Origin of the sequence: Lentzea sp. NPDC058436, assembly GCF_042721515.1 — a bacterium.
In the GTDB taxonomy this organism is placed as follows: Bacteria; Actinomycetota; Actinomycetes; order Mycobacteriales; family Pseudonocardiaceae; genus Lentzea.
In genome coordinates, this window is record NZ_JBHXLF010000001.1 from 412,642 (window position 1) to 438,092 (window position 25,451).

General features: G+C 71.3%; 25 protein-coding genes. 14 read left to right on the forward strand and 11 right to left on the reverse strand.

Annotated elements, in window-relative coordinates; all coding sequences use genetic code 11:
• Positions 1 to 46: 46 nt before the first annotated feature.
• Both treS and ACFWN2_RS01770 read left to right on the forward strand, forming a co-directional pair.
• Positions 47 to 1,714, forward strand: coding sequence for a maltose alpha-D-glucosyltransferase (gene treS / locus ACFWN2_RS01765; RefSeq protein WP_382424188.1), 1,668 nt, complete (start codon positions 47 to 49; stop codon positions 1,712 to 1,714).
• A complete protein-coding gene (locus tag ACFWN2_RS01770; RefSeq protein ID WP_382424189.1) occupies positions 1,711 to 3,072 on the forward strand; it encodes an aminoglycoside phosphotransferase in 1,362 nt (453 codons plus the stop codon). Before treS ends, ACFWN2_RS01770 begins: the two co-directional genes overlap by 4 nt.
• Before the next feature lie 33 nt (positions 3,073 to 3,105).
• On the opposite strand, the gene ACFWN2_RS01775 is transcribed toward ACFWN2_RS01770, so the two are convergent.
• Positions 3,106 to 4,290, reverse strand: a complete 1,185-nt coding sequence (locus ACFWN2_RS01775; protein ID WP_382424190.1) for an MFS transporter — start codon at positions 4,288 to 4,290, stop codon at positions 3,106 to 3,108.
• A 66-nt stretch (positions 4,291 to 4,356) separates the two neighbouring features.
• Between ACFWN2_RS01775 and ACFWN2_RS01780 the strand changes: the two genes are divergently transcribed.
• Positions 4,357 to 5,337: a DUF5937 family protein gene (locus ACFWN2_RS01780; RefSeq protein ID WP_382424191.1), complete on the forward strand. Its 981-nt coding sequence runs from the start codon at positions 4,357 to 4,359 to the stop codon at positions 5,335 to 5,337.
• Here the strand turns inward: ACFWN2_RS01780 and ACFWN2_RS01785 are convergent, their stop codons facing one another.
• Positions 5,338 to 5,940, reverse strand: a complete 603-nt coding sequence (locus ACFWN2_RS01785; protein WP_382425571.1) for a TetR family transcriptional regulator — start codon at positions 5,938 to 5,940, stop codon at positions 5,338 to 5,340.
• Between the two features lie 82 nt (positions 5,941 to 6,022).
• Between ACFWN2_RS01785 and ACFWN2_RS01790 the strand changes: the two genes are divergently transcribed.
• From ACFWN2_RS01790 to ACFWN2_RS01800, 3 genes are all read left to right on the forward strand, one after another.
• Entirely contained in the window at positions 6,023 to 6,940 is a 918-nt protein-coding gene (locus ACFWN2_RS01790) for a zinc-binding dehydrogenase (protein ID WP_382424192.1), read from the forward strand.
• 488 nt (positions 6,941 to 7,428) lie between these two features.
• Complete coding sequence (locus ACFWN2_RS01795; protein WP_382424193.1) at positions 7,429 to 9,144, forward strand: glycoside hydrolase family 76 protein; 1,716 nt, start codon at positions 7,429 to 7,431, stop codon at positions 9,142 to 9,144.
• Positions 9,145 to 9,198: 54 nt separating this feature from the next.
• Positions 9,199 to 10,212: an ADP-ribosylglycohydrolase family protein gene (locus tag ACFWN2_RS01800; RefSeq protein WP_382424194.1), complete on the forward strand. Its 1,014-nt coding sequence runs from the start codon at positions 9,199 to 9,201 to the stop codon at positions 10,210 to 10,212.
• On the opposite strand, the gene ACFWN2_RS01805 is transcribed toward ACFWN2_RS01800, so the two are convergent.
• From ACFWN2_RS01805 to ACFWN2_RS01820, 4 genes are read right to left on the reverse strand one after another with little or no spacing between them, the layout of a single operon-like run.
• Positions 10,169 to 10,723 (reverse strand): hypothetical protein, encoded by a 555-nt coding sequence (locus ACFWN2_RS01805; RefSeq protein WP_382424195.1) that lies wholly within the window; start codon positions 10,721 to 10,723, stop codon positions 10,169 to 10,171. The two genes, ACFWN2_RS01800 and ACFWN2_RS01805, sit on opposite strands and share 44 nt — an antisense overlap.
• Positions 10,720 to 11,163, reverse strand: coding sequence for a hypothetical protein (locus ACFWN2_RS01810; protein WP_382424196.1), 444 nt, complete (start codon positions 11,161 to 11,163; stop codon positions 10,720 to 10,722). The genes ACFWN2_RS01805 and ACFWN2_RS01810 overlap by 4 nt, the downstream gene beginning before the upstream one ends.
• Entirely contained in the window at positions 11,160 to 12,047 is an 888-nt protein-coding gene (locus ACFWN2_RS01815; protein ID WP_382424197.1) for a WXG100 family type VII secretion target, read from the reverse strand. Before ACFWN2_RS01815 ends, ACFWN2_RS01810 begins: the two co-directional genes overlap by 4 nt.
• A complete protein-coding gene (locus ACFWN2_RS01820) occupies positions 12,044 to 12,409 on the reverse strand; it encodes a hypothetical protein (protein WP_382424198.1) in 366 nt (121 codons plus the stop codon). Before ACFWN2_RS01820 ends, ACFWN2_RS01815 begins: the two co-directional genes overlap by 4 nt.
• A gap of 129 nt (positions 12,410 to 12,538) precedes the next feature.
• On the opposite strand from ACFWN2_RS01820, the gene ACFWN2_RS01825 reads away from it, so the two are divergent.
• Positions 12,539 to 13,435 carry an MBL fold metallo-hydrolase gene (locus ACFWN2_RS01825; protein WP_382424199.1) on the forward strand — a complete coding sequence of 299 codons (897 nt, stop codon included), beginning with the start codon at positions 12,539 to 12,541 and terminating at the stop codon, positions 13,433 to 13,435.
• Between the two features lie 17 nt (positions 13,436 to 13,452).
• A complete protein-coding gene (locus ACFWN2_RS01830; RefSeq protein WP_382424200.1) occupies positions 13,453 to 14,727 on the forward strand; it encodes a carboxylesterase/lipase family protein in 1,275 nt (424 codons plus the stop codon).
• A 4-nt stretch (positions 14,728 to 14,731) separates the two neighbouring features.
• On the opposite strand, the gene ACFWN2_RS01835 is transcribed toward ACFWN2_RS01830, so the two are convergent.
• On the reverse strand, positions 14,732 to 15,214 hold the full coding sequence (locus ACFWN2_RS01835) for an SRPBCC family protein (RefSeq protein ID WP_382424201.1): 483 nt from the start codon (positions 15,212 to 15,214) through the stop codon (positions 14,732 to 14,734).
• Positions 15,215 to 15,315: 101 nt separating this feature from the next.
• Between ACFWN2_RS01835 and ACFWN2_RS01840 the strand changes: the two genes are divergently transcribed.
• Positions 15,316 to 16,203 carry a helix-turn-helix domain-containing protein gene (locus ACFWN2_RS01840; protein ID WP_382424202.1) on the forward strand — a complete coding sequence of 296 codons (888 nt, stop codon included), beginning with the start codon at positions 15,316 to 15,318 and terminating at the stop codon, positions 16,201 to 16,203.
• Positions 16,204 to 16,326: 123 nt separating this feature from the next.
• Positions 16,327 to 17,592 carry an NAD(P)/FAD-dependent oxidoreductase gene (locus tag ACFWN2_RS01845; RefSeq protein WP_382424203.1) on the forward strand — a complete coding sequence of 422 codons (1,266 nt, stop codon included), beginning with the start codon at positions 16,327 to 16,329 and terminating at the stop codon, positions 17,590 to 17,592.
• A 132-nt stretch (positions 17,593 to 17,724) separates the two neighbouring features.
• On the opposite strand, the gene ACFWN2_RS01850 is transcribed toward ACFWN2_RS01845, so the two are convergent.
• Positions 17,725 to 18,366 carry a TetR/AcrR family transcriptional regulator gene (locus ACFWN2_RS01850; protein ID WP_382424204.1) on the reverse strand — a complete coding sequence of 214 codons (642 nt, stop codon included), beginning with the start codon at positions 18,364 to 18,366 and terminating at the stop codon, positions 17,725 to 17,727.
• A 105-nt stretch (positions 18,367 to 18,471) separates the two neighbouring features.
• Between ACFWN2_RS01850 and ACFWN2_RS01855 the strand changes: the two genes are divergently transcribed.
• The gene (locus tag ACFWN2_RS01855; protein ID WP_382424205.1) at positions 18,472 to 19,917 is read left to right on the forward strand and encodes an amidohydrolase family protein; all 1,446 of its coding nucleotides are present in this window, start codon (positions 18,472 to 18,474) and stop codon (positions 19,915 to 19,917) included.
• Positions 19,918 to 19,978: 61 nt separating this feature from the next.
• On the opposite strand, the gene ACFWN2_RS01860 is transcribed toward ACFWN2_RS01855, so the two are convergent.
• Entirely contained in the window at positions 19,979 to 20,350 is a 372-nt protein-coding gene (locus tag ACFWN2_RS01860) for a RidA family protein (protein ID WP_382424206.1), read from the reverse strand.
• Between the two features lie 193 nt (positions 20,351 to 20,543).
• Between ACFWN2_RS01860 and ACFWN2_RS01865 the strand changes: the two genes are divergently transcribed.
• Both ACFWN2_RS01865 and ACFWN2_RS01870 read left to right on the forward strand, forming a co-directional pair.
• The gene (locus ACFWN2_RS01865; RefSeq protein ID WP_382424207.1) at positions 20,544 to 21,938 is read left to right on the forward strand and encodes a serine hydrolase; all 1,395 of its coding nucleotides are present in this window, start codon (positions 20,544 to 20,546) and stop codon (positions 21,936 to 21,938) included.
• A 51-nt stretch (positions 21,939 to 21,989) separates the two neighbouring features.
• Positions 21,990 to 22,592, forward strand: coding sequence for a TetR/AcrR family transcriptional regulator (locus ACFWN2_RS01870; protein ID WP_382424208.1), 603 nt, complete (start codon positions 21,990 to 21,992; stop codon positions 22,590 to 22,592).
• Positions 22,593 to 22,631: 39 nt separating this feature from the next.
• On the opposite strand, the gene ACFWN2_RS01875 is transcribed toward ACFWN2_RS01870, so the two are convergent.
• Together ACFWN2_RS01875 and ACFWN2_RS01880 are read right to left on the reverse strand one after the other, a co-directional pair.
• Positions 22,632 to 23,711 (reverse strand): Gfo/Idh/MocA family protein, encoded by a 1,080-nt coding sequence (locus ACFWN2_RS01875; protein ID WP_382424209.1) that lies wholly within the window; start codon positions 23,709 to 23,711, stop codon positions 22,632 to 22,634.
• A gap of 99 nt (positions 23,712 to 23,810) precedes the next feature.
• A complete protein-coding gene (locus ACFWN2_RS01880) occupies positions 23,811 to 24,563 on the reverse strand; it encodes a zf-HC2 domain-containing protein (protein WP_382424210.1) in 753 nt (250 codons plus the stop codon).
• Positions 24,564 to 24,606: 43 nt separating this feature from the next.
• Between ACFWN2_RS01880 and sigC the strand changes: the two genes are divergently transcribed.
• The gene (gene sigC / locus ACFWN2_RS01885) at positions 24,607 to 25,185 is read left to right on the forward strand and encodes an RNA polymerase sigma factor SigC (RefSeq protein ID WP_382425572.1); all 579 of its coding nucleotides are present in this window, start codon (positions 24,607 to 24,609) and stop codon (positions 25,183 to 25,185) included.
• Positions 25,186 to 25,451: the final 266 nt, after the last annotated feature.

Below are 25,451 nucleotides of genomic sequence, written 5' to 3' on the forward strand. Positions count from 1 at the left end.
TGCCTCACTCTGCCGCAATCCCGACGAGGTGCGAGCGAGAGGTGCCATGGAGCACGAGGCGAACTGGTTCAAGGGCGCGGTCTTCTACGAGGTGCTGGTCCGCGCCTTCTGCGACTCCAACGGTGACGGCACGGGAGACCTGCGCGGCCTGGCGTCCAAATTGGACTACCTGCAGTGGCTGGGCGTCGACTGCCTCTGGTTGCCGCCGTTCTACGGCTCGCCGTTGCGCGACGGCGGGTACGACATCAGCGACTTCCGCGGCGTGTTGCCGGAGTTCGGCACGGTCGAGGACTTCGTGCACCTGCTGGACGAGGCGCACCGCCGGGGCATCCGGGTGATCACCGACCTGGTGCTCAACCACACCTCGGACGCGCACCCGTGGTTCCAGGAGTCGCGGCAGAACCCGGACGGGCCGTACGGCGACTTCTACGTGTGGAGCGACGACAACGACGCCTACTCCGACGCGCGGATCATCTTCGTCGACACGGAGTCGTCGAACTGGACGTACGACCCGGTGCGCGGGCAGTTCTTCTGGCACCGCTTCTTCAGCCACCAGCCCGACCTCAACTACGACAACCCCGCCGTCCAGGACGCGATGCTCGACGTCCTGCGGTTCTGGCTGGAGATCGGCATCGACGGGTTCCGCCTCGACGCCGTGCCGTACCTGTTCGAGCGCGAGGGCACGAACTGCGAGAACCTGCCCGAGACCCACGACTTCCTGCGCAAGTGCCGCAAGGTCGTCGACGACGAGTTCCCCGGCAGGGTGCTGCTCGCCGAGGCGAACCAGTGGCCGTCGGACGTCGTGGAGTACTTCGGCGACCAGTCGGTGGGCGGGGACGAGTGCCACATGGCGTTCCACTTCCCGCTGATGCCGCGGATCTTCATGGCGGTGCGGCGCGAGTCGCGGTTCCCGATCTCGGAGATCCTGGCGCAGACGCCGGCGATCCCGGAGAACGCCCAGTGGGGCATCTTCCTGCGCAACCACGACGAGCTCACGCTTGAGATGGTCAGCGACGAAGAGCGCGACTACATGTACTCCGAGTACGCCAAGGACCCGCGGATGAAGGCGAACATCGGCATCCGCCGACGGCTCGCCCCGCTCCTGGAGAACGACCGCAACCAGCACGAACTGTTCACCGCGCTGCTGCTGTCGCTGCCCGGCTCGCCCGTTCTGTACTACGGCGACGAGATCGGCATGGGCGACAACATCTGGCTGCAGGACCGCGACGCCGTGCGCACGCCGATGCAGTGGACCCCGGACCGCAACGCGGGCTTCTCGTCGTGCGACCCCGGCCGGATCTACCTGCCGGTGATCATGGACCCGGTCTACGGCTACCAGGGCCTGAACGTCGAGGCGCAGACCCGCAGCCAGTCGTCCCTGCTGAACTGGACGCGGCACATGATCGAGGTGCGCAAGCAGCACAGGGCGTTCGGTCACGGCGACTTCACCGAGCTCGGCGGCTCGAACCCCACCGTGCTCGCCTACCAGCGCACGCTCGGCGCCGACGTGGTGCTCTGCGTCAACAACCTCTCGCGCTTCCCCCAGCCCGTCGAGCTCGACCTGTCCGAGCACGCCGGCGCGGTGCCGGTGGAGCTCACCGGCGGGGTGCGGTTCCCGGCGATCGGCGAGCTGCCGTACCAGCTCACCCTGCCCGGCCACGGCTTCTACTGGTTCCAGCTGACCTCCGACGTGGAAGGTGGCGACAAGAAGTGACGACGAGCGAGGCCGTCGAGGTCGTCCCGGCGCCGGACCAGCTGGAGCGCTGGCTGAAGGCGCAGCACTGGTTCCGCGGCCGCGGGCCGGTCACCTGCGAGCGGGCGACCGTCCTGCGCGACGGCGACCCGGCGCTGGTCCACGTCGTGCTGGCGGCCGACGGACGCCGGTACCAGGTGCTGCTGGGCCTGCGCGACAAGCTGCCCGAGCGGCTGACGCACGCGCGGATCGGCGTCGCGGGTGGGCGTGACGCGTACGAGGCGGTGTACGACCCGGAGCTGACCGCCGTGCTGCTCGACCACTTCGAGAAGTCCGCCGAGGTGGAGGGCTTGCGGTTCCGCGGCGCGCTGCCGCCGAGGTACACCGACGCGCCGGTGGGACGACCGTTCCCCGGACCGCAGCGCAACTTCTCGGTCGTCTACGGCCGGCGGCACGTGCTGAAGTTCTTCCGCGAGCTGGAGCCCGGCGACAACCCGGAACTCGTGCTGCACAACGCCCTGCAGTCGGTCGACGACCCGCACATCGCGCCGCCGCAGGGTGCCCTGGAGTCCGATCTGGACGGAGTGCGCACGACGTTCGCCGTGCTGCACGAGTTCGTGCCGCTCGGCGCGCTCGGCTGGCCGATGGCCACCGCCAGCGTGCGGGACTTCCTCGCCGGACCCGACGACGACCCGCAGGCGGCGGGTGGTGACTTCGCCTCCGAGGCGGCCAGGCTGGGACGGGCCGTCGCGCGCGTGCACACCGACCTGCGCGAGACGCTCGGTGTGCGGACGGCGGGGCCGGACGAGCGGGTCGAGTTCGTCGCGGCCCTGCACCGCCGCCTGGACGACGCGCTGACCGAGGTGCCCGCGCTGGCCGGGTTCGAGGCGGGCCTGCGCGCCCGGTACGACGCGGTGCTGGAGTCCGGCGAGCCGGTCCGGCCGCAGCGGGTGCACGGCGATCTGCACCTGGGCCAGGTGCTGCGTTCGCCGCACGCGTGGGTGCTCGTCGACTTCGAGGGCGAGCCTCACGGTGGCGCCGCGGAACGCGTCCGGCCGCGCCCCGCCGAGCACGACGTGGCCACCGCGCTGAGGTCGTTGCACTACGCGGCGGCGCAGCTGCTGGTCGGTGCGGACGACGCCACCACCCTGCTGCCCAGGGCCGCGCGGTGGCTGGCGCGCAACCGGAAGGCGTTCTGCGACGGCTACTTCGAGGTGTCGCCGGAGCTGCGGCCGGACGGTGTGCTGCTCACCGCCGTCGAGCTGGACCGCGCGGTGCTGGAGGTGTGCCACGAGCAGCGATTCCGTCCGGAGTGGACGGTCATCCCGCTGTCCGCGATCGCGGAGGCCGTGACCGGCGAACCGGTCTGGCTGGTGTGACGCACGACCCCCGGGGTGGTGGCACCCCGGGGGTCACCTGAGTGCGGGACGCAGAGCCGCCGCGGTCAGCACCGTGCAGACCCCGGCGAAGGCGATGGCGTGGCCGATCGGGACGAGCTCGGCCAGCCCGCCCCAGACGGCGGGGCCGATGCCCTGGGCGGTCATCAGGCCGGCCGACAGCAGGGTGAACGACTGGCCGCGCCGCGCCTCGGGGACGGCGTCGCGGAACTGCGCGGCGATGCCCAGGCTGAACGCGAACCCCGCCCCGCTGACGGCGAGCAGCGCGCAGCAGGCCACGACCGGCACGTCGAACGCGAGTCCTGGCAGGGGCAGGCCGAGCAGGGCGATCAGTGCCGGTACCGCCCGCCTGCGGGTGTCCGGGGCGAGGAAGCGGGCGACCAGGAACTCTCCGACGATCATGCCGACCGGCAGTGCGGCGAGCATGAGTCCGGCGGCGGTGGTCGTGAAGCCGCGGGCGAGGGCGTAGGAGATGATCAGGCTCTCCGCGCCGACGACGAACGCCGGTGGCAGCCACTGTGCGAGCAGCAGCACCCGTGTCGTGCGGTCCGCGAGCAGCCGCCGTGCTCCCGACAGGCCTTCGCGGACCACGTTGCCGGAGCCGGGGACGGCGGGCAGGGCGGGCATCAGCAGTCGCACCGCGGCCGCGGACACGACGACGGCGCCCGCGCTGATCAGCAGTGCGTTCGAGGTGCCGACCGCGGCCACCGCGATTCCTCCGGCCGCGAGCCCTCCGAGTTGCGCGCACGACATCGCCATCGACATCACCGAGCGCCCGATGACGTAGGCGTCGCCGTCGAGCACGTCGGCCATCAGCCGCCCGGCGGTGCCGTTCAGGGCGGGGCCGAGGCAGCCGACGAGCGTGATCACGGTCAGCACCACCCACGTCGGCGGCGTGACGAGGCCGAGCAGGCCCGTGGCGGCGCCGGTCAGCAGGTAGGAGGTGACGATGAGCGTGCGCGGCCGGACGCGGTCGGCGAGCGGACCGAACAACACCCCGGTGAACGCCTGCGGCACGAACGCCAGGCCGAACACGAGCGCGGCCAGCAGCGGTGACCCGGTGCTGCTGAAGACCGCGGTCGACAGCGCGACGGTGCGCAGGACGTCGGCGGTGATCACGATCGCGCGGGTGGCCAGCAACTCGCGGAACACGGGACGGAGCAGCACGTGCCTGAACGTCACGCGATCGGTGGTGGACATGGTGCCCAGCCTCCGACCGTCCTGTTCGGAGTGCGAGAGATTCGTGTGCGGGCGTAAGGTCTGGTCGTGCTCAGGTTCACCGCGGGTGCTGAAGACCTGGTGGCGAGCCGGTTCGCCATCGCTCCGCTGCTGGAGCTGGAGAAGCTGCTGCGCAGGCTGTCCGGCGCCGAGGGCAGGCCGATGCCGCGCGACTGGTCCGACCGCCTGCGCCCGGTCTACCGGCGGCTGCGCGCGGACACCGAGCTGGACGCGGTGCTGGCGTTGTGCGTGCCGCACTACGGACCGGACTTCGTCGCGCCGCCGCCGCGCAGCCTCGCCCAGACCATCGGCGACGACCTGGAGGCGGTGCGCGCCACACCGCTGTCGCTGGCGCGCGACGAGATCGCCGAGTGCCTGCGCCGCCGTCCCACCGACGACCGGAAGGTCCTGTCGGTCCTGCGCGGGCGTGACGTCGTCGCACGGGTCGCGGACGTGCTGGAGATCGCGTGGCGGGAGCTGCTCGCCGAGGACTGGGTGCGGCTGCGCGCGATCCTCGAACGGGACGTGGTGCACCGCGCAGGCCTGCTGAGCAGAGAGGGCTGGGCCGCCGCGATCGCCGGGCTCGACCCGCGGATGCGCTGGCACGACGGCGCGATCGAGATCCGGCTGCGCGCCGCGAACGCGACGGTCGACCTGCGGGGCGAGGGCCTGCTGCTCATCCCGTCGGTGTTCGTGTGGCCGAACGTCGCCGCGTACACCGAAAGCCCGTGGCCACGCGCGTTGGTCTACCCGGCGCGCGGCATCTCGGCGCTCTGGGAACCGGGTGTGCCCGCCGATCCCGGCGCGGTCGGCGACCTCATCGGCCGATCACGGGCACAGCTGCTGGCCGCACTAGACGCACCGGCGAGCACGACCCAGCTCGCGAGAACCCTCGCCATGGCACCCGGCGCCGTCGGCGACCACCTCGCCGTCCTGCTCCGGGCGGGCCTGCTCGGCAAGGCGCGCTCCGGTCGTTCCGTGCTCTACCGCCGCACGCCGCTGGGAGACGCTCTCGCAGCCCAGCAGTGATCACCCGGTCGTCGCCACGAGCGTGGTGGCCTCGGTGAGCGCCTTGACGTTGCGGCGCACCAGTTTCCGCAGAGCTGCGGGCTTCGGGTCGGCGGCGCGGAGCCACTCGGCGCGGGCGAGGCGCCAGGCGGACACGGCGGATTCGAGCGCGAGGTCGAGGACGTGCTCGGGTGCCTTGTGCAGCCGGGGGAGCAGGTGGGCGCGGAACTGGCTCACGGTCCTGGCGCAGAGTTCGAGTCCGACGGCCTCGATGCCGGGCACCGAGTCGTGCAGCCGCGCCGCCAGGACGAACCGCGCGTGCCAGTCGTCGTCGAACCGCGTGGTGGCCTCCGCCAGCGCCTCGCCGACGAGCTCGATGGCCGGTGCGGTGCGCGCGGAGCGTTCGAACAGGTCCATGGCGGTGGCGAACAGGTCGTCGTCCAGCGCGATGACGGCGTTCTCCTTGGCGGGGAAGAAGCGGAAGAAGGTGCGCCGCGACACGTCCGCCCGTTCGGCGATGGCGTCGACCGTCGTGGCGTCAAAACCGTTCTCGGTGCACAGCTCCAGCGTGGCCGCCACGATCGCGCCCCGCCGCTCGACCTTCCTGCGCTCGCGCAGCCCCATCTGTTCCACCGGCCCAGTCTAGCGGCACCGGGTGTCACGTGGCACGTTGCGCCTTATGGCACGGTGTGCCACTTTGGAGAGCATGAGAGCGATCGTCGTAGAGGACAGCGCGCCCGGCCGGATCCGGCTCGCTGACGTGCCCGAACCCGTTCCCGCGCCGAACGAGGCGCTGGTCCGCGTCCACGCCGCCTCGGTGAACCCCGGTGACCTCGCCGAGGTCGACAGGGCACCGGCAGGCCTGGTCGTCGGCTGGGAGGCGGCCGGTGTCGTGGAACGTGAGGCGGCGGACGGAACCGGCCCCGCCCGCGGCACGAGGGTGACCACCTTCGCCGCGTCCGGCGGCTGGGCGGAACTGCGCGCCGCCCCGACCGAGTGGCTCGCCCCCGTGCCCGACGGCGTGGACCTCGCCGACGCGGCCACCCTGCCGGTGGCGGCGGGCTCGGCGTTGCGGGCGTTGCGCGAGATCGGCCCGGTCCTCGGCCGCCGCGTGCTCGTGACCGGTGCGACCGGTGCGGTGGGCGCGTACGCCGTGCAACTCGGTGCGGTGGCGGGCGCGGAGGTCGTGGCGGTAGCGAGGGATCTCGGTCAGGCCGAACGACTGCGGCGGCTGGGGGCGACCGAGGTGGTCGACCGCCCGTCGGCCGCATCGTCCCGAGTGGACGGTGTGATCGACAACGTGGGCGGCGACGTGCTGGTCGACGCCTTCGGGATGCTGCACGGCAACGGTGTGCTGGTGAGCGTCGGCCGAGCGGCCCGTCACGACGTGCTGATGCCGCCGGACCTCCTGCTGAGCGAGTGGGACCGGATGCGGCGGGACATCCGCACGTTCCTGCTGCTGCACGAGGACCGGCGGCTCGACCGGGACCTGGCCGTGCTGGCGCGGTGGGTCGGGGAGGGGCGGCTGCGCGCGTCCGTCGACCGGGTGGAAGACCTGGAGGGCGGGGTGGAGGTGCTCGCCGGTCGCAGTTGGAAGGGAAAGCTGGTGCTCCGCGTGGCCTAGGGCTGCCGTGTTGGGGCTGGGGCTGGGGTGCAGGGGTTGGGCGGTGGCTGGCGTGCCGGGAGAGCGGGCTGGCGTGTCGGGAAAGTGGGCTGGCCTGCCGTGGGTGGGCTGGAGAGCATGGCCGCGGAGGGCCGTGAGCTTGTCCTGGACATGATCCGGCCACCCCATTGACCGGGAAGTTCGGCAGCCAAGACCATGAGAGCGTTCCCACGAGCGCGGGGAGTGTGGTCGGCTTGCTGAACTTCGTCGTGGCCTTCCTGATGGTGCTGGCACCGGTCTCGGCTCCACCGGGCAGTTCTCCGCCCAGCAACCCACCTCCCAGCAGTTCTCCACCCAGTAGCTCCCAGCCCAGCAGTTCCCAGTCCAGCGGCTTTCAGCCCGGCAGTTCCCAGCCCACCGGCTCTCAGCCCAGCGGCTCCCAGCCAGCCGTCCCGCCTCCCAGCAGCCCACCCAGTTCGTCGGCCATCTCGGCGGCGGCCGTGGTGTGCGTGCTGTCCTGCGACACCCTCGACCCCTCCCGCGCCGCGCAGGAGATCTTCCCGGTGCCCGAGAAGCAGATCAACGGCCGGCGCCTGGTCCTGCACGTCTCCGACCGCGACGGCATGGCGTGGGGCAGCATCGACAACGGCGTGGCCGGTGACTCGGTGTGGCTCGACCGGTCGTGGGACGGCGGCGCTAGCTGGGAGGGGTTGCTGGGCAGGGCGAGCATCCCCGGCACGTGGACCGGCACCAGGACGCTGATGTACAACATCACCGACCCCGGCCACCACCGGCGCGGCCTGATCCGCGCGTGCGGTGACGCCGCGGCGGTGACGTGCACCGACTGGATCTACCCGACCGTGTGCGACGTGCTGTGCGACCGGACGAGTGCCGCGCAGGCCAGCGGGGATCTGCAACCCGTGCCGCCGACGACGTTGTTCGGCCGGGTCATCAGGCTGCACACCGACGCGAACGCGATGGCGTGGGCGAGCATCGAGGCCGGTGGCGCCGGGGACGAGGTGTGGCTCGACCGCTCCTGGGACAGCGGTGCGAGCTGGCCCGGCGGGTCGTCGCTGGGTCGGACCGTCACACCGGCGGGTGCCGTCTCCACGCGTACCACCATGTTCGCCACCAGGGATCCGCGTGGCCGTCACTTCGGCGGGGCGGTCCGGGCGTGCGGAAGGGAGGCGGCGCACCAGGAAGGCAGTTGCACGGCGTGGGCGCGGCCGGTGCCGACGAGGACGCGTGCTGCCGCCGACGCACTCCTGTACTCCTACGACCCGACGACCGCGTGGTGGCCGACGAGCTGGTGGAACTCGGCGACGACGTTGTCCGCGGTGATGGACTCCGGGATCCGGGACTACGACTGGGTGATCGCGCGCACGTTCGACGTGAACCGCGGCACGTTCGCGGCGGGGCAGCGCAGCACTGACCCGGTCGAGGGCAACTTCATCAGCCGTTCGATCGACGACAGCGCCTGGTGGGGCCTCACCTGGGTGGCCGCCTACGACCACACCGGCGACCAGCGCTACCTCGCCATGGCCACCACGATCGCGGCGTACGTGCACCAGTACTGGGACACGCGCACGTGCGGCGGTGGCGTCTGGTGGGACCGCGAACGCACCTACAAGAACGCCGTCACGAACGGCCAGTACCTGCGCCTGACCGCGGCGATCCACCGCCGCACGCCCGGCGACTCCCTGTGGCTGCAACGCGCCCGCACCGCCGCCGACTGGTACCTCGGCAGCGGGCTGGTCAACTCGGCGGGTCTCGTCAACGACGGCCTGACCGGCGACTGCCGCAACAACGGCCAGACGGTGTGGACCTACAACCAGGGGCTGGGCATCGGCGGGTTCCTGGAGGTGTGGCGCGCGACCGGTGACACCAGATACCTCGACACCGCGAAGCGTCTGGCGGACTCGGCCATCGCGAGCCCGGTGCTGACCCGCGGCGGCGTGCTCACCGAGTCGTGCGACGTCGGCTCGAACTCGTGCGACGACAACCAGAAGCAGTTCAAGGGCATCTTCGTGCGCTACCTGAACGACCTGGCGAAGGCCACGAACTCCGCCGCCTACCAACGGTTCGCGCGCCAGCAGTCCGACTCGGTGTGGGCTGCGGACCGCGACGCGCTGAACCGCATCGGTCAGCGCTGGGCCGGTGGCAGCCCGAACCAGCAGGACTGGCGCACGCAGGCGAGCGGGCTGAACGCGGTGATCGGAACCTGAGACCTGTGTCGAGACAGCCGGAACCCAGCTGCCCTTCGCGGTTAGGGTGGGGCCGTGGACCGAATCGCGGGATCGTTGTACGGGTTGGCCTTCGGGGACGCGCTCGGCAAGCCGACGGAGTTCCTGACCGTCGCCGAGATCAACGAGCGGTTCGGTCCGTCCGGCCCTGACGACCTGACCGGCGATCCTGCCCTGGTCACCGACGACACCCAGATGGCGCTCGCGGTCGCGTGGGCGCTGCACGACGCCGATCGGCTCACCGCCGACGCACTCGAACCCCTTCTGCGGGAACGGTTCGTCGCGTGGGCGCACAGCCCGGAGAACAACCGCGCGCCGGGCATGACGTGCCTGCGCGCGGTCGGCGGTCTGGCGGAGGGCACGCCGTGGGTGGAGGCGACGATCACCGGCTCCAAGGGGTGCGGCGCGAACATGCGGGTGACGCCGGTGGGTCTCGTGCCGGGGCTCGACCTCGACGTGCTCGCCGGGGTGTCGCAGCTGCAGGCCGCGATGACCCACGGCCATCCCACGGCGCTGGCCGCGTCCGAGCTCACCGCGTACGCGACACGGCTGCTGGTCGACGGCGCGGACCTGGCCGACGTGCCCGACGCGCTGCTGGCCCGCTGCCGCGACCAGCGCACGACCTACCGGGACGAGTGGCTGGGACCGCTGTGGGAGATGCCGGGCGCGACCACACCGGCCGACTTCATCGTGCGCGGCTGGGACGAGTGCGTCGTGGCCCTGGAGCAGTTGGTGGCCGCCCTGGCCCGGCCGGACGACGGGCAGGACGCGTGCCTGGCCACCGGTGAGGCCTGGATCGCGGAGGAGGCGCTGGCGACGGGCCTGTACTGCGCGCTCCGGCACGCCGACGACCCGGTGCGGGCGCTGGTGCGGGCGGCCAGGACCAGCGGTGACTCCGACTCGATCGCCGCGCTGGCCGGGGCGTTCGTTGGTGCCGCGCACGGGCTGGACGCCTGGCCCGCGGACTGGGTCGCGCGCATCGAGTACGCGGACCAGTTGGCCGCACTCACCTCTGGTCTTCGAGCCAGTGGCGCCACGTCTTCCGCGTGACCTTCTGGCCGGGGCGGTCGGCGAGGTCGAGGAGGAACCGCGCCCCCAGTCCGACAAGAGAATCGTCCGCGCCCGTGAGAGCGTTCAGCCTGACACGGAACTCCTCGTCCGCGATGTGGCGCACCAGGACGGGGTACATCCATTCCTTGCAGCGGTAGGAGCGGTGCAGCACGTCGACCAGGAGGTCGGCGGCCTCCCGTCGGCCTTCCACCGGCACTCCGCCCCGCCCCAGGTGCTCCAGCACCGCGTTCTTCCGCGTCCACGGTGACCACAGGTCCGACGAACGCCACTCGTCGGGGTACAGCGCCTCCCACCGCAGGTACAGCGCCAACAAACGCCACTGCTCCGCGCTCACCGCGTTGTTCCTGTTCCGGCAGAGCCAGAACTCTTCGAAGTGCGAGAAGAGCGTCTGGCCGGAGCGACTCCTCACCAGTTCCCGGTGGCGAGTCAGGGCACGGACGCGGGCGGTGTCGTCCGGGGAGATCAGGTCGAACATCCACGCATGCGTCAAAACGCGTCCTCGGTGAAGTCGCTCGGCGCGTCGTCGTCGAAGTCCCCGCGCGGCCGGCGTGGTCGCTGCTGACCGGCGGCGACGATCTCGTCGAGGTTCTGCCCCTCCTTGATCGCCGTGTAGGCCCGCTTCAGCGACGGCATGCTGGTCTGCATCGCCCGCTGCACGTCAGGATCGGCGACGGCCCTGCCGGAGGTGATGTCCTGCCAGGACATGGCGCCGGAGTCGACCTTGCGCTGCAGGTCCTTCAACGCGTTGGGCGCGTCCTTCGACCGGGCGAACTTCTCGATCTCGGCGACGTCGGCGGGGGACAGGTCGGCGCCGCGGGTCTGCACCCTGGACGCTTCGAGCGCGACCTTCTCCAGCCGCGAGCCTCGCGCGTCGAGATCCTGTTGCCACGACTGCAACTGCTGCCGGGCGCTCTCGTACGGGAACGTCATTCCGCACCTCCCGAGGCGGCAGGAGTGCTTTGCTGCCAGTGCTTCTCGCCCTTCGCGCCGGTGTACTTGTCGTGGGCCTTGTAGCCGCTCTTGGCCACGCCCCACGCGCCGCTGCCCACGGCGGACACGCCGTCGCCCAGCTTCTCCTTGCCGTCCTGCCACGTGTCGACGACGTCGAAGAAGTCGTTGACGTCGCGCACGTCCGGGATCCTGGACAGCGCGGTGCCCATCAGCTTGATGCCGTTGATCATGCCCTGGACGCCCTCGATGAGCGTCTGCATGGACTGGATGAGCTTGCGCACCTGGTCGACGATGTTGACCACGTCGTAGACCATCCACACCGCACGGCCCCAGCCGACGACCGGGATCCACGCGGTCATCGCGGCCTTCATCAGCTTGTCGCAGATCTTGTCGAGCAGCGTGAGAGCGAGCTTCGCCGCTGAACGGCAGGAACTGGCCATGTTCTTGAAGCGGTCGCCGATGAACTTCGCGACCTGCGAGTCCCACTCGATCGCCGTGGTCCACGTGCGGCGCATGCGGTTCTCGAAGCTCTGCGCGGCGCCGCCGTCCCAGCTCGGCGAGAGCTCGCCGATGCCGTTGTTGACGTTGTGCCGCACGTTGTCGAGCGCCTTGGCGACGCGGTCCCACGCGGCGGCGTTGGCGTCGATCTTCTCGAAGTCGCCCGCCAATGGCATGACCAGGTCGCGCACCAGGTCGTCGCCGGTGACCTGCTGGTAGATCCAGTTGACGCCCTGGATCTTCCACCCGGCGGCCTCGATCAGCTCCTTGACGGTCTGCCGGCCGGGGCGGTCGTCGGGGGTGGCGCGCAACGCGACGTTCGGGTCCTCGACGTCCTGGTACCCGTTGCTGACTCCGCCGGTCATTCGCCGACCCCCAGGAATCTCTCCAGCCAGGACGGGGGCTCCATCTTGCCGCCCGCGGTGTCGATCAGGCAGACGCCGACCTGGTCCGCCTTCTCGTAGGCGTTGGCCGACTTCACCAGCGACTCGGCGTCCTGGTTCATCTTCCCGGCGGCGGCGTCCAGCGTCTCGCCGTACAGCCGCGCCACTCCGATCACGACGGGATCGAGCAGCGACAGCAGCCCGGTGAACCCGGACGTGTCCCCGCCCTTGACGACCGCGTGCTCCCGGATCGTCAGGAAGTGCTCGGCCTGACGTTCGAGCAGCTTGCTGTAGCCGCGCAGTTCGTCGGGCACTACGTGGAACTTCTCTCCCATGGCGGTCATGACGCCTGCCTCCATCCGCGGTTCCGTCGTGTTCGGACATGTGGACAACTCGAATCCTTGCCACCCCCTGCCAGGGGTAGGACCGGGCAGGTCTGGTTGCCGTGGCCTTGCTCGGACACGGTCGAACGCATGAGTGACAAGCTGACCTTGGGTGACGTCGAGATCACCCGGATCGTGGAGTACGCCGGATCGGTGCGGATGAGCCCGGCCGAGTTCTTCCCGGACAACGGAGGGTACGACCTCGAAGACCTGCTCGTCCCGGACTTCCTCAATCCCGCGACGAACGAGTGCCGCGCCGCGATCCAGACGTGGCTGCTGCGCAGCGAGGGACGGACGATCCTGGTCGACACCGGGGTCGGCAACCACAAGGAACGGCCGTACGCGCCGGTGTGGAGCCGCCTCGACACCGGGTTCCTCGACGACCTCGCCGGTGCCGGCGTGCGGCCCGAGGACGTCGACCTCGTGATCAACACGCACCTGCACGTCGACCACGTCGGCTGGAACACCCGCCTCGACGGCCGCACGTGGGTGCCGACGTTCCCCAACGCCACCTACCTGATGCCGCGGCGCGACTTCGAGTTCTGGAACCCCGCCAACGAGCACACGTCGGTGCTGGGGCGGGGCAACCAGAACGTGTTCGAGGACAGCGTCGCGCCCGTGTTCGAGGCCGGGCTGGTGGAGCTGTGGGACGACAGCCACCGCATCGACGGGAACCTGCGGCTCGAACTCGCCGCCGGGCACACGCCGGGGTCGTCGGTGGTGGTGCTCGGGTCACGCACGGACAGCGCGCTGTTCGTGGGGGACCTGGTGCACAGCCCGATGCAGATCCTGCACCCCGACGTGAACTCGTGCTTCTGCGAGGACCCGGTGCAGGCGCGTGCCACGCGCCGCAGGTTGTTCGGGCGGGCCGAGGACGAGAAGGCACTGGTGTTCCCCGCGCACTTCGGCGGCCACGGCGCGCTTCAGGTCAAACGGGACGGATCCGGGTTCACCGTCGAGGAGTGGGCCGGGTTCTCCCGCGTCTGACCGTCCACCTTGGAGGAATGATGAACGTCGTCACACCCGCGGGCGCCGTGAGGGGTTCGCGGCACGAGGCCGGGGAGGTCTACCGCGCCATCCCGTACGCGGTGACGCCCACCGGCGCCGCGCGGTTCGCCGCTCCCGTACCGCATCCGGGCTGGACGGGGGTGCGGGACGGCACCCGGCCCTCACCCACGGCACCCCAGCCGGCGAGGGACTTCGGCCGCCTCGACATGACCCCGTACTTCGGGCCCGGCTGGGTGCCGGGGGAGTACCTCACGCTCGACGTGCACACCCCCGCCGCGGGCAACGGGAAGCACCCGGTCATGGTGTTCGTCCACGGTGGCGGCTTCGTCACCGGCTCCACCAGCGCCGCGCTGTACGACGGCAGGTCGTTCGCCCGCGACGGCGTGGTGCTGGTGACGGTCAACTACCGGCTCGGCGTTCCCGGCTTCCTCGACCTGCCGGGAGCGCCGCCCAACCGCGGCCTGCTCGACGTGCTGGCGGCGCTGGCCTGGGTGCGCGACACGGTGGAGGTGTTCGGCGGCGATCCCGGCAACGTCACCGTGTTCGGCCAGTCCGCCGGGGCCACGCTGGTCGGGGCGTTGCTCGCAGACCCTCGGGCGCGAGGCCTGTTCCGGCGCGCGATCATGCAGAGCGGCAACGGTTCCGGCGCTTTCACGCCGGAGCAGGCGGCACGGGTGACGGCCGCGCTGGCAGAGGCCCTCGGTGTCGCGCCGGAGGAGTTCGGGGACGTTCCCGACGAACGCTTCCTGGCGGCGTTGCCGTCGCTGGCAGGGCTCGACCTGACGACCGCCACGGCCGCGGACCCGTTGGCGGGCCTCAGTCCTTTCAGTCTCGTGCTGCCCGTCCAGCCCGCCGACGCGCTGCCGGACGAGCCGGTGGACCTGCTGATCGGCACGAACACCGAGGAGGGGCGGCTTTACCTGGTACCGAAGGGAAACCACGACGCCGCCGAGGCCGAGTCGCTCGGCAGGACGCTGTTCGGCGACGGCACCCTGCGGATGATCGAGGCTCACGGACGGGCCCACGTGTACTCGTTCGGTCACCGCTCGACGGCGCTCGACGGGCAGCTGGGAGCCGCGCACACCGTCGAGCTGCCGTTCGTCTTCGACGTTGCCGGCGACCCGGTCCTGCACGGCGCCACCGGGCTGCTCGGGCCCGGCGCGGCACCCGAGCAGCTGGCGGAGGACGTCCACGGCGCCTGGATCTCCTACGCCCGCACCGGTGATCCCGGCTGGGACAGGTGGCCCGTCGTGAACGAGTTCGGACGCTGACCGGTCAGTGCAGCCACCTCGCCAGGGAGACGAGCGTCGACTCGACGCTCGTCTCCATGTCGTTCCGGAGGGCCTCGACGTCGTGGCGGGTCGTGCCGAGCACCGGGTCCATGCGCAGCAACTGCCACTCCTGGGTCACGACCGACCCGTCGCCGTCCACGTGCATGGTCCACCGCCAGCGCACGATGCCGTCGTCCAGCCCGCCCACGACGAACGAGAACTCGGCGCCCGGTCGTGCGGCGAGGACCTGCGACCGGCTGACCCACTCGCGCTCGCCGCGCCGGTTGTGGCCGCTGAACCAGGCGCCGGGTTTCGGCCCCGCGCCGTCGTCGTAGGCGACCTCGGACGCGCTCGGGCTCCACAGCCCGATCAGCGAGACGTCGCTGATGATCTCGTAGAGGCGCTCCGGTGGTACGGGAACCCAGGCGCGGCGCCGAAAGCCGAACTCCGCCGGGTCGAGGTCCATCACTTCGAGGGTCGATGTCATGCGACGACCCTCGCCCGGCGACGGCAGGGCCAGCCAGACCGGACGTTGCCTACCACTGGCACGGTCAGGCTCGGGTCGCGCGTTCTGCGCATACTGGCCTCATGAGCGGACAGGGACAGCTCGCCGAGTACCTCCAGGCGTGCCGGGCGAGGCTGACGCCGGACCAGGTCGGGCTGCCGACCTACGGTGAACGGCGGCGCGTCCCCGGCCTGCGCCGCGAGGAGGTCGCCGGGCTGGCCGGTGTCAGCGCGTCCTACTACGTCCGCCTGGAACAGGGGCAGGCGCTGCACGCGTCGCAGGAGGTCGTGGCGGCACTGGCTCGCGCGTTGCAGCTGGACCCCGACGAACACGCGCACCTGCGCGAACTCGCCCAGCCGCGGCGCAAGCGGCCCGCGCCGAAACCACCGGCCGAACGGGTCTCACCCGACACCGCCGAACTCCTCGCCGCGCTCGCGCACGTGCCGGCGATCCTGCTCGGCCGGCGCGGCGACGTGCTGGCGTGGAACGCCTTGGGCCACGCCCTGTTCGCCGGGCACCTCGACTTCACCGCCCCGCAGCGTCCCGCCGACCGCCCGAACATGACCAGACTGGTCTTCCTCGACGCGCACACCCGCGCGCTGTACGGGAACTGGGCGGCCAAGGCCCGCGCGGTCGTCGGCAACCTCCGCCTCACCGCCGGCAAGCACCCGGACGACCGCGACCTGACCGCACTCGTCGGTGAGCTGGCGACCCACAGCCCCGAGTTCGCGACGATGTGGGCGGACCACCGCGTGCGGGCCTGCGACAGCACCGCGCACCGGATGCTCCACCCCGTCGCCGGCGAGGTCCTGGTGAACCAGCAGACGCTGCGCATCCCGCACGCCCCGGACCAGACGCTGACCGTGGTGACGGCGCGAGCGGGTTCGGCGGCCCAGGCCGGACTGACCCTGCTCGCCCAGGCCGTCGCGACGCGCGAGGCGGCTGACCGCGCGGACCTCGCTGTGCGCTGATCAACGCCGGTGACAGTTGTCGCTCAGCTGTTCCCGGCGGTGCGACAGCTGTCGCTCGTTCCTCGGCCCGCGCGTGCCTAGGTTGGGTGACGATCCACTGCGGACGGAACACCAGGAGTTGACATGAAGTCTGCCCTCCCGCAACGCGTCGTGGTGGTCGGAGCGGGCGCCGTTGGGCTCTCGTGCGCGTGGTTTCTGCAGGAGCACGGCGCCGACGTCACCGTTCTCGACCGCTCGGGTGTCGGAGCGGGTGCCTCGTGGGGCAACGCCGGCTACGTCATCCCGGCGATGGCGGCACCGCTGCCGGAACCGGCGATGCTGCGCGCGGGCGTCCGGGGCCTGCTGACGCCCGGCTCGCCGCTCGCGGTGAGCCCGCGGGTGTCCGCCGCGACGCTGGCGTTCCTGGCAGGCTTCACCCGGAACTCGACCGGCGCGCGCTGGCGGCGGGGGATGTCCGCGCTGGCCCCGCTCGGCCACGGGACCATCCGGGCGTTCGACGACCTGATCGCGGGCGGTGTCACCGCCGACGTGCGCGAGGAGACCCTCCGGATCGGCTTCACCGCAGGGGAGAGCACCGCCGGTCTCGAACACGAGCTCAACGCCGCCCGCGACCTCGGGCAGCAGGGCGGCTACCGGACGACCGCGGGGCACGAGGCGCCGTTCTCCCACCACGTCAAGCAGATCGTGCACGTGGAAGGTCAGCGGTTCCTGGCGCCCGGCCCGTTCCTCGACGCGCTCGCGGACTCCGTGCGCAAGCGCGGCGGCGAGATCGTCGACGGCGCCCAGGTCCGGTCCGTCGGCTTCGGTCCCGGTGGGCTGCAGGTCGACACGTGGGGAGGTGCACCGCACCGCGCCGACGCAGTGGTGCTGGCGACCGGGACGTGGCTGCCGGAGCTGGCCAGGCCGCTCGGCGTCCGGGTTCCGGTCCAGTCCGGTCACGGCTACTCCTGCACCGTCGCGGTCGAGGAGCCGGTCACCTCAGCCGTGTACCTCCCCGGCGTCCGGGTGGCCATGACGCCCTACGGGGGCCGGCTCCGCGTCACCGGGATCATGGAGATCGCTCCGCCCGACCAGCCGTTCGACCACAGGCGCCTCGACACGGTCCTCCGCTCGATCCACCCCCTGATCGACGGCGCGGACTGGGACGACGTGCGGGATCCGTGGATCGGCGCACGGCCCCTCACGCCGGACGGCCTGCCGTTGATCGGTCGGACGAAGCTCGACGGTGTGCACGTCGCGGGCGGGCACGGCATGTACGGGATGACGTACGCGCCCGTCACGGGCAAGCTGCTGGCCGAGCAGATCATGACCGGGACCGGGCGGCGCGAGCTCACGCCGTTCGACCCGCTCCGCTCCGCCCAGGTCGTGTCCCGAAAGTTCGTCCGGTGACAGGCGCGGGCGAGAGACCCGGAGACGGCGCCGCCGCGATGCCCTCATACCGGGCGTATTCGGACATCGCGGCGGCGCCGTCTCCGGGGCCCTCGGCCGCTACTGTCGCCCGAGGAACTTTCGGGACACGGCCTAGGCCCGCATGGCCTTGAGCCCCGCGATGATGGTCGTGACGTGCCTGCGGAAGGCGTCGTCGACGGTGTCCCGCGCCGCGTCCGCGGCGAGTGCGCGCACGGGGGAGTCGTCGGCGAGCCGCAGGTCCTCGACGTACGCCGACCCGTCCAGGTTCGTGCGCCGCGACACGATGGCGCCGCCCAGCGCGCAGGACCCGAGCAGCTCCGTCGCGTCGCCGGCCTGCCTGATGGTGAACCCAGCCTCCAGCAGCACCTGGAGCATGGTCTCGGCGAGGGGCGCGAAGGTCAGCGACGTCCCGACCGAGACCACGTCGGCCGTGCTCGCGAACTCGATGAAGTGTCCACGCAGGACGAACGCGGCTTCGACCAGCCACTCCTCCCACGGTCCAGGAGGAGGTACCTCCAGGCGTCGCGAGGCGTGGGCGACGATCGCGGACATGAGCTCGGCGCGCGACGAGAAGTAGTGGTAGATCCCGGCGTGGGTGACGCCGAGCGACGCCGCCAGCGCCGGTATCGAGAGCTCCTCCGGGGCGAACCTCTCCGCCGCGAGCAGGATCTGCTCGCGGCTGATCGTGGGCTTGCGTCCACCGCGGCGCCGAGCTGCCGGCGGGGAACCGTTCTCCAGGTCTTGACGCGCCATGACGTCGGAGTATACAAAACCTTCAGTTGTAGTTAACAGTTGAAGGTAACTGAACCGCCGAGTGACGTTCCAGCCAGGGCGGCAGCCGACTGCGAGAGGAAGAACATGTCGATCCTTCTGACCGGCGCCACCGTCATCGACGGAGTGGCCGAGCAGGCCGTCGAAGGCCGGGCGATCCTGGTGGAGAACGGCCGCATCACGGCGATCGGCCGGCGGGAGGACCTGCCCGTGCCCGCGGACGCCGAGATCGTCGACTACAGCGGGAAGTTCATCATCCCCGGGCTGATGAACGCCAACGTGCACCTGCTCGTCAACGCGTTGTACGAGACGCTCGTCCGCTACGACGGGCGGTACGAGGACCTGATCGTCGAAGCCGCCCAGGTCGCGCTGAAGGCGGGCATGACGACGGTGTTCGACACCTGGGGGCCGAGGCGCGCGCTCATGGCGGTCCGGGACCGGATCAACCGGGGCGAGACCGTGGGCAGCCGCATCCGCTGCGCCGGCAACATCATCGGCTTCGACGGTCCGTTCTCGGCGGACTTCGACGGGAGGATCGCCGGGGTCGGCACCTCGTACTTCGTCGACCGCGTCAACGCGGCGTGGGTCGAGAACACCGGCCGGCACCTGATGTGGATGACGTCCGAGGAAGTGGCCGCGGAGGTGCGCCAGTACATCGAGCGGGGCATCGACTTCGTGAAGTACGCGTCGAACGAGCACGGCGGGCTCGCCGCGGGCGCGTTCCTCGTGTTCTCGGAGCGCACCCAGCGCGCCATCGTCGAGGAGGTCCACCGCGCCAAGCTGACCGTGCAGTCGCACGCCACGTCCGTCGAGGGGCTGCGGATGTCCCTGGAGGCGGGCTGCGACCTCGTGCAGCACCCCAACACGACAGGGCCGACCGAGATCCCGGACGACGTCCTGGAGTTGTTCGGGCGGAGCAACTGCGGCGCCGTCGTCTTCCCCGTCACCGACAACGGCCTGGAGTTCCTCAAGACGTCCATTTCGGACTTCGAGTGGACGATGTGGAAGTCGGCCGACGCCAACATCCGCAACCTCATCAGCTCCGGTGCGAACATCGTCCTGGGCAACGACGGAGGCATCTTCGCCCCGGAGGTCCTGCAGGAGCCGCTGATCAAGGGCACCTGGAACGGGATGCCCGAGGAGGAGGCACTGGGGCGCCTGTCGTCCGGCCACTTCGTCTGGCTGCGGGCGATGGAGGAGAAGGGCATGGCGCCGATGGCCCTGCTGCGCGCGGCGACCCGCAACGTCGCCGAGGCCTACCACGTCGCCGACGACCTCGGCACGCTCGAAGTCGGCAAGATCGCCGACATGGTCGTGCTGGACCAGAACCCGTTGCAGGGCGCCAAGAACTACGAGAGCATCCACGCCGTCATCAAGGACGGCGCGCGGGTGGACCTCGGCGCACTCCCCGAGCAGCGGCTCCTGACCGCGGACCTGCCCGGCCCGCTGGAGGAGGAGGCCCGCTACGCGAAGGCGCTGCACCACGGCGTTCGCCTGCCGGGGTGCCCGAGCTGCCTGACCGCGAGGCACTGAACGAACGCGAACTTCCCCTGTGGCACAGGTGCGTTGCCGCAGGGGAAGTTCGCGACGAATCTCAGGCGATCTCGTCGGCCACCGCGGTGACGTCGAGCTCGACGCGGAACGGCGGGTGCAGCCCGGTGACGATCGTCGTGCGGGCGGGCCGGTGCTCGGGGTCGGGGAACGCTTCGAGCCAGACCTCGTTGTAGGCGGGGAAGAGCGCGGCGTCCGTCAGGTAACCGGTGACCTTGAGGATCCGCTCCGGCCGGCTTCCTGCCTCGGTGAGCACCTGCCGGACGTTGCGGAACACGGCGCGCGCCTCGTCCTGGAAGGTGCCCTCCACCGGCCGCCAGTTCTCGTCGACACCGACCTGACCCGACAACAGCAGCAGGTCGCCGTGGCGGCGGAACGAGGATGCGGGCGGTGGGGTGACAGCGTCCTGGGCCATGAAGCCTCTCCTTGAGCTGGATGACGACGGCCGGGCGGCGGATCGGTCCGAAGTGGATGGACGCGAGCCCGGCCTGCGGTGAATCATCCTGCTGCGCGGGCGCTTCGGCTTACGACAGGTGTCGAACCACGAGCCGTGCAGGCGCAACCAGTGTCACGTGCCGCCGACACCCGTCCGGCCTATCGTGCTGGGAATGATTACCGAGACGGAGCTCGCGGGCCGGCTGTCGGAGCTGGCCGGGAAGTTCGGCGTGACGGGCGCTTCGGTCGCGTTGTGGCACGACGGCAGGCTCGTGCGGGCTCAGACCGGGACGGCCAACGTGGCGACCGGCGCTCCCGTGCGGCCGGACACGCTGTTCGCCGCTGGCTCCGTCACGAAGGTGTTCACCGCGTCGCTGGCGATGACGCTCGTGGACGAGGGCCTGCTCGACCTCGACGCGCCCGTGCCGGCCTACCTGCCCGGCTTCAGGTCGGTGAACCCGGAGCGGTCCGCCGCGGTGACCGTCCGGATGTTGCTGAACCACTCGTCCGGCCTGCCCTCCAACCACCTGCCGGACCTGGCACCGGGGGAGGACGTGCTCGAACGGTTCCTGGACGAGCTTCCCGGCCTGCCGGTGACGGGAGTCCCCGGTGAGCGCTGGTGCTACAGCAACATGGGCATGAGCACCCTCGGCCGCCTGGCGGAGGTGATCACCGGCCAGAGCTTCGACGCGGCGCTCGACGCCCGTGTCCTGCGTCCCCTCAGCCTGAACGCGACCGCCGACGCCGACGAACTGCTGCTGCGTTCGACCGCCGTGGGCCACGTCGTCGACCCCGTCACCGGTGTGGCGGCACCGGTCTCCCGCCTGCGCCTCGGGCCGGAGAGCGGCCCGGCGGGGTCCCGCCTGTGGCTGGACGTGGACGCGCTGATCCGGTTCGGGCGCACGCACCTCGACGGCACGTCGCCCGACGGCCACCGGCTGCTCAGCCCCGAGGCGATCCGGCAGATGCGCACGCCCCAGTTCGACGACTACTGGGGCTGCCTGCCCATGTACGTGAACTGGGGACTCGGCTGGGCCATCGTGCAGGAGGGTCCCGATCTGGTCCTGGGCCACGCCGGGGCCAACAACGGCATGCACTCCAACCTGGTCGTCGTCCCGGAGCGGAAGGCGGTGCTGGCGGTGCTCACGAACAGCCAGACCGGGTCGCAGCTGTACACCGCGCTGTGTGACGGCCTTCTCGAAGAGTGCTTCGGCGTCCGGGTCCCGGAACCCGTGTCCTCTCCGGAGTCCGCGGCCGAGGTCGACACGGCGTTGTTCGTCGGGCGGTACCGGTCGCCTGACGGTGACGTCTTGGTCGACGTGCGGGACGGACAGCTCCACCTCGAACTGATCCGCACACCCGCGCTGCTCGAATGGGAGCGCGTGATGGGCAGCCCGACCGGGGGCAGCCGGGCGTTGCCGCTCGTCTGCGTCGACGCCGGGCAGCGCCGGTTCGTCCTGGAGCTGGACGGTCCGGGAACGGTCGCGCCGGTGCGGTTCTTCGACCCCGGCCCCGACGGTCGCCCCACGTTGGTCAGGGCGGGAACGCTCTACGAGCGGACGTCCTGAGGCCGCGCCAGGATTGGACGCTGTGGTCCAGTAGTCGGGTATCGTGCGCCTATGAGCACCTCGGCGATGACGGAGAAGGGGCGGCGCACGCGCCAGCGGATCATCGACGCCACCGCCGAGCAGATCCTGGCCGCGGGCATCGGCGGCACCACCCTGGAGACCGTCCGCGCGGCGACGCTCACGAGCAAGAGCCAGCTGTTCCACTACTTCCCCGGCGGCAAGACCGAGCTGATCCGCGAGGTCGCGCGCTGGGAGTGGGAACAGCTGCTCGCCGCGCAGGAGAAGGAGATCGGCGACCTCTCCACGTGGGAGTCGTGGCATCGGTGGCGCGACGGTCTGCGGCGCTACTACCTGGACGAGGGCAGGTGGGCGTGCCCGATCGGTGCCCTCGCGACCGAGGCCGCGGCGGCAGATCCGGAGACCGCGGCCTTCATGGCGTCGGCGGGGGCCCAGTGGCGTGACGCGCTCACCGCGGGCGTGCGGCGCATGCGGGACGCCGGGCACCTGAGCCCCGACGCGGACGTGAACGCGATCTCCGGGGCCGTCGCGGCGTTGATCCACGGTGGAATCATGCTGAGCCAGCCCAGCCGGTCACCGGACCCGCTCGTGGCCGCGCTGGACCAGGTGCTGTCGCCACTGGTCGCGGCCGCCTGACCGGACGCGGAGGACGTGCCTCCACGTCCGGTTCGCCCGCTAGTCGGCGACCCGTCGGCGCGTTCCCGACTCTGACGCCGCCGCGACCGCCCCGATCAGCCGCGCGTTGTGCAGTGCGTGGGAGAACCCCGGTGTGTCACGGGATCCGGTCGTGAGGTCCCTCGCCAGGCTCGCGTACACCTCGGCGACGTTCGTGGCCGGGCTCGGTTCCGCGGCGACGACCGGCGCGTCGGGGGCCTCGAACGCCACGCTCGCCGTGAGCGTCAACGTGCCGCCCTGGAAGCCGTAGATCGTGCCACCCGTCAGGCGGAGCCGTCCTTCGCTTCCCCTGACCTCCAGCAGGAACTCGGCGTCCTCCACGGGAACACCGCCGAGGACGCTGGCCGTGAACACGGCGCCTGAGGCCGTCCTGCCGAGCACGTCGACGTGATCGGGGACCTCGCGCGGACCCGTGGCGCCGGTGTCCGAATAGGACACGACCGGCCACAGCGTCTCGGCGCGGGCGTCGACCTCGGTGACCTCACCCAGCACTGCCTCCACGAGGTCGAGGGTGTGGCCCGCGGTGATCGTCAGCAGGTTCGCGCCGGCCGCGGCCTCGTCGAAGTAGCGGTACGCCTCCAGGGAGACCGGGCCGACGCCGAACGTGGTCGAGACGATCCGCGCCGTCAGTGGACGCCCGATCGCCCCGCCGGACACCAGTTCCGCCGCACGCCTCGCCGCGGGGTCCAGCCGGCCCTGCAGACCGATCGCGGTCGCGGCCGATCCCGTGAGCGCGGCCAGTTCCCCGGTCTCGGCCACCGACGACCCGAGCGGTGCCTCGCAGTAGACGGCCTTGCCCGCCTTCAGCGCCGCCGCCACGAGTTCGCGGTGCGCGGGAACGCGAACGGCGACGGTGACGACGTCGACCGACTCGTCGAGGATCATCTGGTAGGGGTCGGCGAACCACAGCGGAGCGCCGAACGCCTCGGCGGCGGCACGGGCGCTCTCCTCCCGGCGGGTCGCGACGGCCACCAGTTCGGCGTCCGGGTGGTTCTGGAGCGCCGGCACGTGTGACACCTGCGCCCAACTCGCCTTCGTGTCGGCACCGATGATGCCGACACGGACCTTCTTGCGTGCCATCGACGAACTCTCCTCGGATCCCAAGGATGGACCGTGCGGTCCATTCTGTTGGCCACGCTACGCGAAGTGGACCACGTGGTCCAGTCAGGTGGGAGTGACTCAGGCGGCGCGGCGCTTGCTGACCGGGCGCAACCGCACGCGGCGCTGTCCGCGAGGCTGTTCCGCGCGTTCCGTCGTGGCGGAAGAGTCCGTGACGTCGTCGGAGTCGCCCTGTGCCAGCGGTGTGCGGCCGCCGGGGCCGCGGTGGGTGAAGTGCACGAGGGCGAGCAGGCCGAGACCGACCACCAGCAGCGCGTGGCTGAACACGCGGGCACCGGTGGCGGTGCCGCCGAGCAGGTCGCTGGCGGAGTACGGGATCAGCACCGCGACGAACGCGCTGACGACGGGCAGCATGCCGGAGGTCGCCGCCGGGCGGAGCGCGGCCCAGAGCAGGCCGAGGCCGATGGCGAGGTTCCAGGCGGTGCTCTCGTTGAACAGGTGACTGCTGTCGACACCGCTCGTGTGGCCGCTGTGCGCGGAGCTCGTGCCGACGACCTGGGACACCCCGAGCGTGAGCTGGGCGATGGCGACCACGCCGAGCAGAGCCCGCGGGGTCCAGCCGCGTGGCGTGGGCGGCGTGATCGGGGGAGCGGCGTCGAGGATCGCCGCGGTCAGGTCCGGGACCGGGGTGGCCGGCCTGATGCGGAGGCTGCGGGTGAGGGCGGCCGCGCTGTCGTGCCAGGACCGGCAGGACGTGCACGTCTCCAGGTGCGCGTCGACCTCGTCGGCGGGCACGCCTTCCGGCTCGCCGTCGAGGCGAGCGGAGAGAGCTTCGCGGCAGATGTCGCAGTCCACACGGACATTGTCGGCCATCAGGTGTTAATAGTTCCCGGGCAACTGTGAGTTACTCTTCGGGATCGTGGCGACTTCGAGGGGTGACGACGAGACAGTCACCGCGTGCGCGCTGGCCGCCGGTGCGGGTGACCGCGACGCACTCGAGCGATTCATCCGGTTGACGCAGCGTGACGTGTGGCGGCTGGTGGCGCACCTCGCGGACGTCGGAGTCGCGGACGACCTCACGCAGGAGGTCTACCTGCGCTCGCTGCGCAGCCTCCCCGGCTTCGAGGGCCGTTCGTCCGCCCGCACGTGGCTGCTGTCGATCGCCCGCCGCACCGTCGTCGACCACATCAGGTCCGCCGTCGCACGGCCGTCGATCGCCTGGTCCGCCGACTACCAGGTCGCGTCGGACGCGGGCAGGGCCGCCGAGCACGCGCGGTCGGCGGGGTTCGAGGACGTGGTCGAGCTCAACGTGATGCTCGCCGGGCTGTCCCCCGAACGCCGCGAGGCGTTGCTGCTCACCCAGGTGCTCGGCCTGTCGTACGCCGAGGCGGCCGAGGTGGCGGGATGCCCGATCGGCACCGTCCGGTCGCGGGTCGCCAGGGCGCGCGAGGACCTGATCGGCGGGCGCGGCCACGAGGACGTCGACGTCGTCTGAGGCACCTGTTCGGGTGACGTCCGGGAACTTTCGCGCGCCGCGGCCCGACGAACTGTGCAAGGAACACGCCGAGCCGGTCCGCACCCACTGGGTCGGCGTCCCCTGCCATCGAGAGTTGTGCGACTCCCGAGAGCGCGGCGGCCGTGTGAAGGCCGCCGCGCTCACTCCCATGAGCGGGGCCTGCTTCCTCGCGTGGTGCTCACATGCATGCGCGGGGCTCACTCCCATGCGTGGCGCTCCCATGCGGCACCCGCGCCCACCTGCCA

Excerpts from the sequence above, each read along its gene's own strand:
- treS (WP_382424188.1), top strand. The coding sequence starts at position 47 with ATGGAGCACGAGGCGAACTGGTTCAAGGGCGCGGTCTTCTACGAGGTG.
- ACFWN2_RS01775 (WP_382424190.1), bottom strand. The coding sequence starts at position 4,290 with ATGTCCACCACCGATCGCGTGACGTTCAGGCACGTGCTGCTCCGTCCC.
- ACFWN2_RS01785 (WP_382425571.1), bottom strand. The coding sequence starts at position 5,940 with ATGGGGCTGCGCGAGCGCAGGAAGGTCGAGCGGCGGGGCGCGATCGTG.
- ACFWN2_RS01790 (WP_382424192.1), top strand. The coding sequence starts at position 6,023 with ATGAGAGCGATCGTCGTAGAGGACAGCGCGCCCGGCCGGATCCGGCTC.
- ACFWN2_RS01810 (WP_382424196.1), bottom strand. The coding sequence starts at position 11,163 with ATGACGTTCCCGTACGAGAGCGCCCGGCAGCAGTTGCAGTCGTGGCAA.
- ACFWN2_RS01815 (WP_382424197.1), bottom strand. The coding sequence starts at position 12,047 with ATGACCGGCGGAGTCAGCAACGGGTACCAGGACGTCGAGGACCCGAAC.
- ACFWN2_RS01820 (WP_382424198.1), bottom strand. The coding sequence starts at position 12,409 with ATGACCGCCATGGGAGAGAAGTTCCACGTAGTGCCCGACGAACTGCGC.
- ACFWN2_RS01825 (WP_382424199.1), top strand. The coding sequence starts at position 12,539 with ATGAGTGACAAGCTGACCTTGGGTGACGTCGAGATCACCCGGATCGTG.
- ACFWN2_RS01830 (WP_382424200.1), top strand. The coding sequence starts at position 13,453 with ATGATGAACGTCGTCACACCCGCGGGCGCCGTGAGGGGTTCGCGGCAC.
- ACFWN2_RS01835 (WP_382424201.1), bottom strand. The coding sequence starts at position 15,214 with ATGACATCGACCCTCGAAGTGATGGACCTCGACCCGGCGGAGTTCGGC.
- ACFWN2_RS01840 (WP_382424202.1), top strand. The coding sequence starts at position 15,316 with ATGAGCGGACAGGGACAGCTCGCCGAGTACCTCCAGGCGTGCCGGGCG.
- ACFWN2_RS01845 (WP_382424203.1), top strand. The coding sequence starts at position 16,327 with ATGAAGTCTGCCCTCCCGCAACGCGTCGTGGTGGTCGGAGCGGGCGCC.
- ACFWN2_RS01850 (WP_382424204.1), bottom strand. The coding sequence starts at position 18,366 with ATGGCGCGTCAAGACCTGGAGAACGGTTCCCCGCCGGCAGCTCGGCGC.
- ACFWN2_RS01855 (WP_382424205.1), top strand. The coding sequence starts at position 18,472 with ATGTCGATCCTTCTGACCGGCGCCACCGTCATCGACGGAGTGGCCGAG.
- ACFWN2_RS01860 (WP_382424206.1), bottom strand. The coding sequence starts at position 20,350 with ATGGCCCAGGACGCTGTCACCCCACCGCCCGCATCCTCGTTCCGCCGC.
- ACFWN2_RS01865 (WP_382424207.1), top strand. The coding sequence starts at position 20,544 with ATGATTACCGAGACGGAGCTCGCGGGCCGGCTGTCGGAGCTGGCCGGG.
- ACFWN2_RS01870 (WP_382424208.1), top strand. The coding sequence starts at position 21,990 with ATGAGCACCTCGGCGATGACGGAGAAGGGGCGGCGCACGCGCCAGCGG.
- ACFWN2_RS01875 (WP_382424209.1), bottom strand. The coding sequence starts at position 23,711 with ATGGCACGCAAGAAGGTCCGTGTCGGCATCATCGGTGCCGACACGAAG.
- ACFWN2_RS01880 (WP_382424210.1), bottom strand. The coding sequence starts at position 24,563 with ATGGCCGACAATGTCCGTGTGGACTGCGACATCTGCCGCGAAGCTCTC.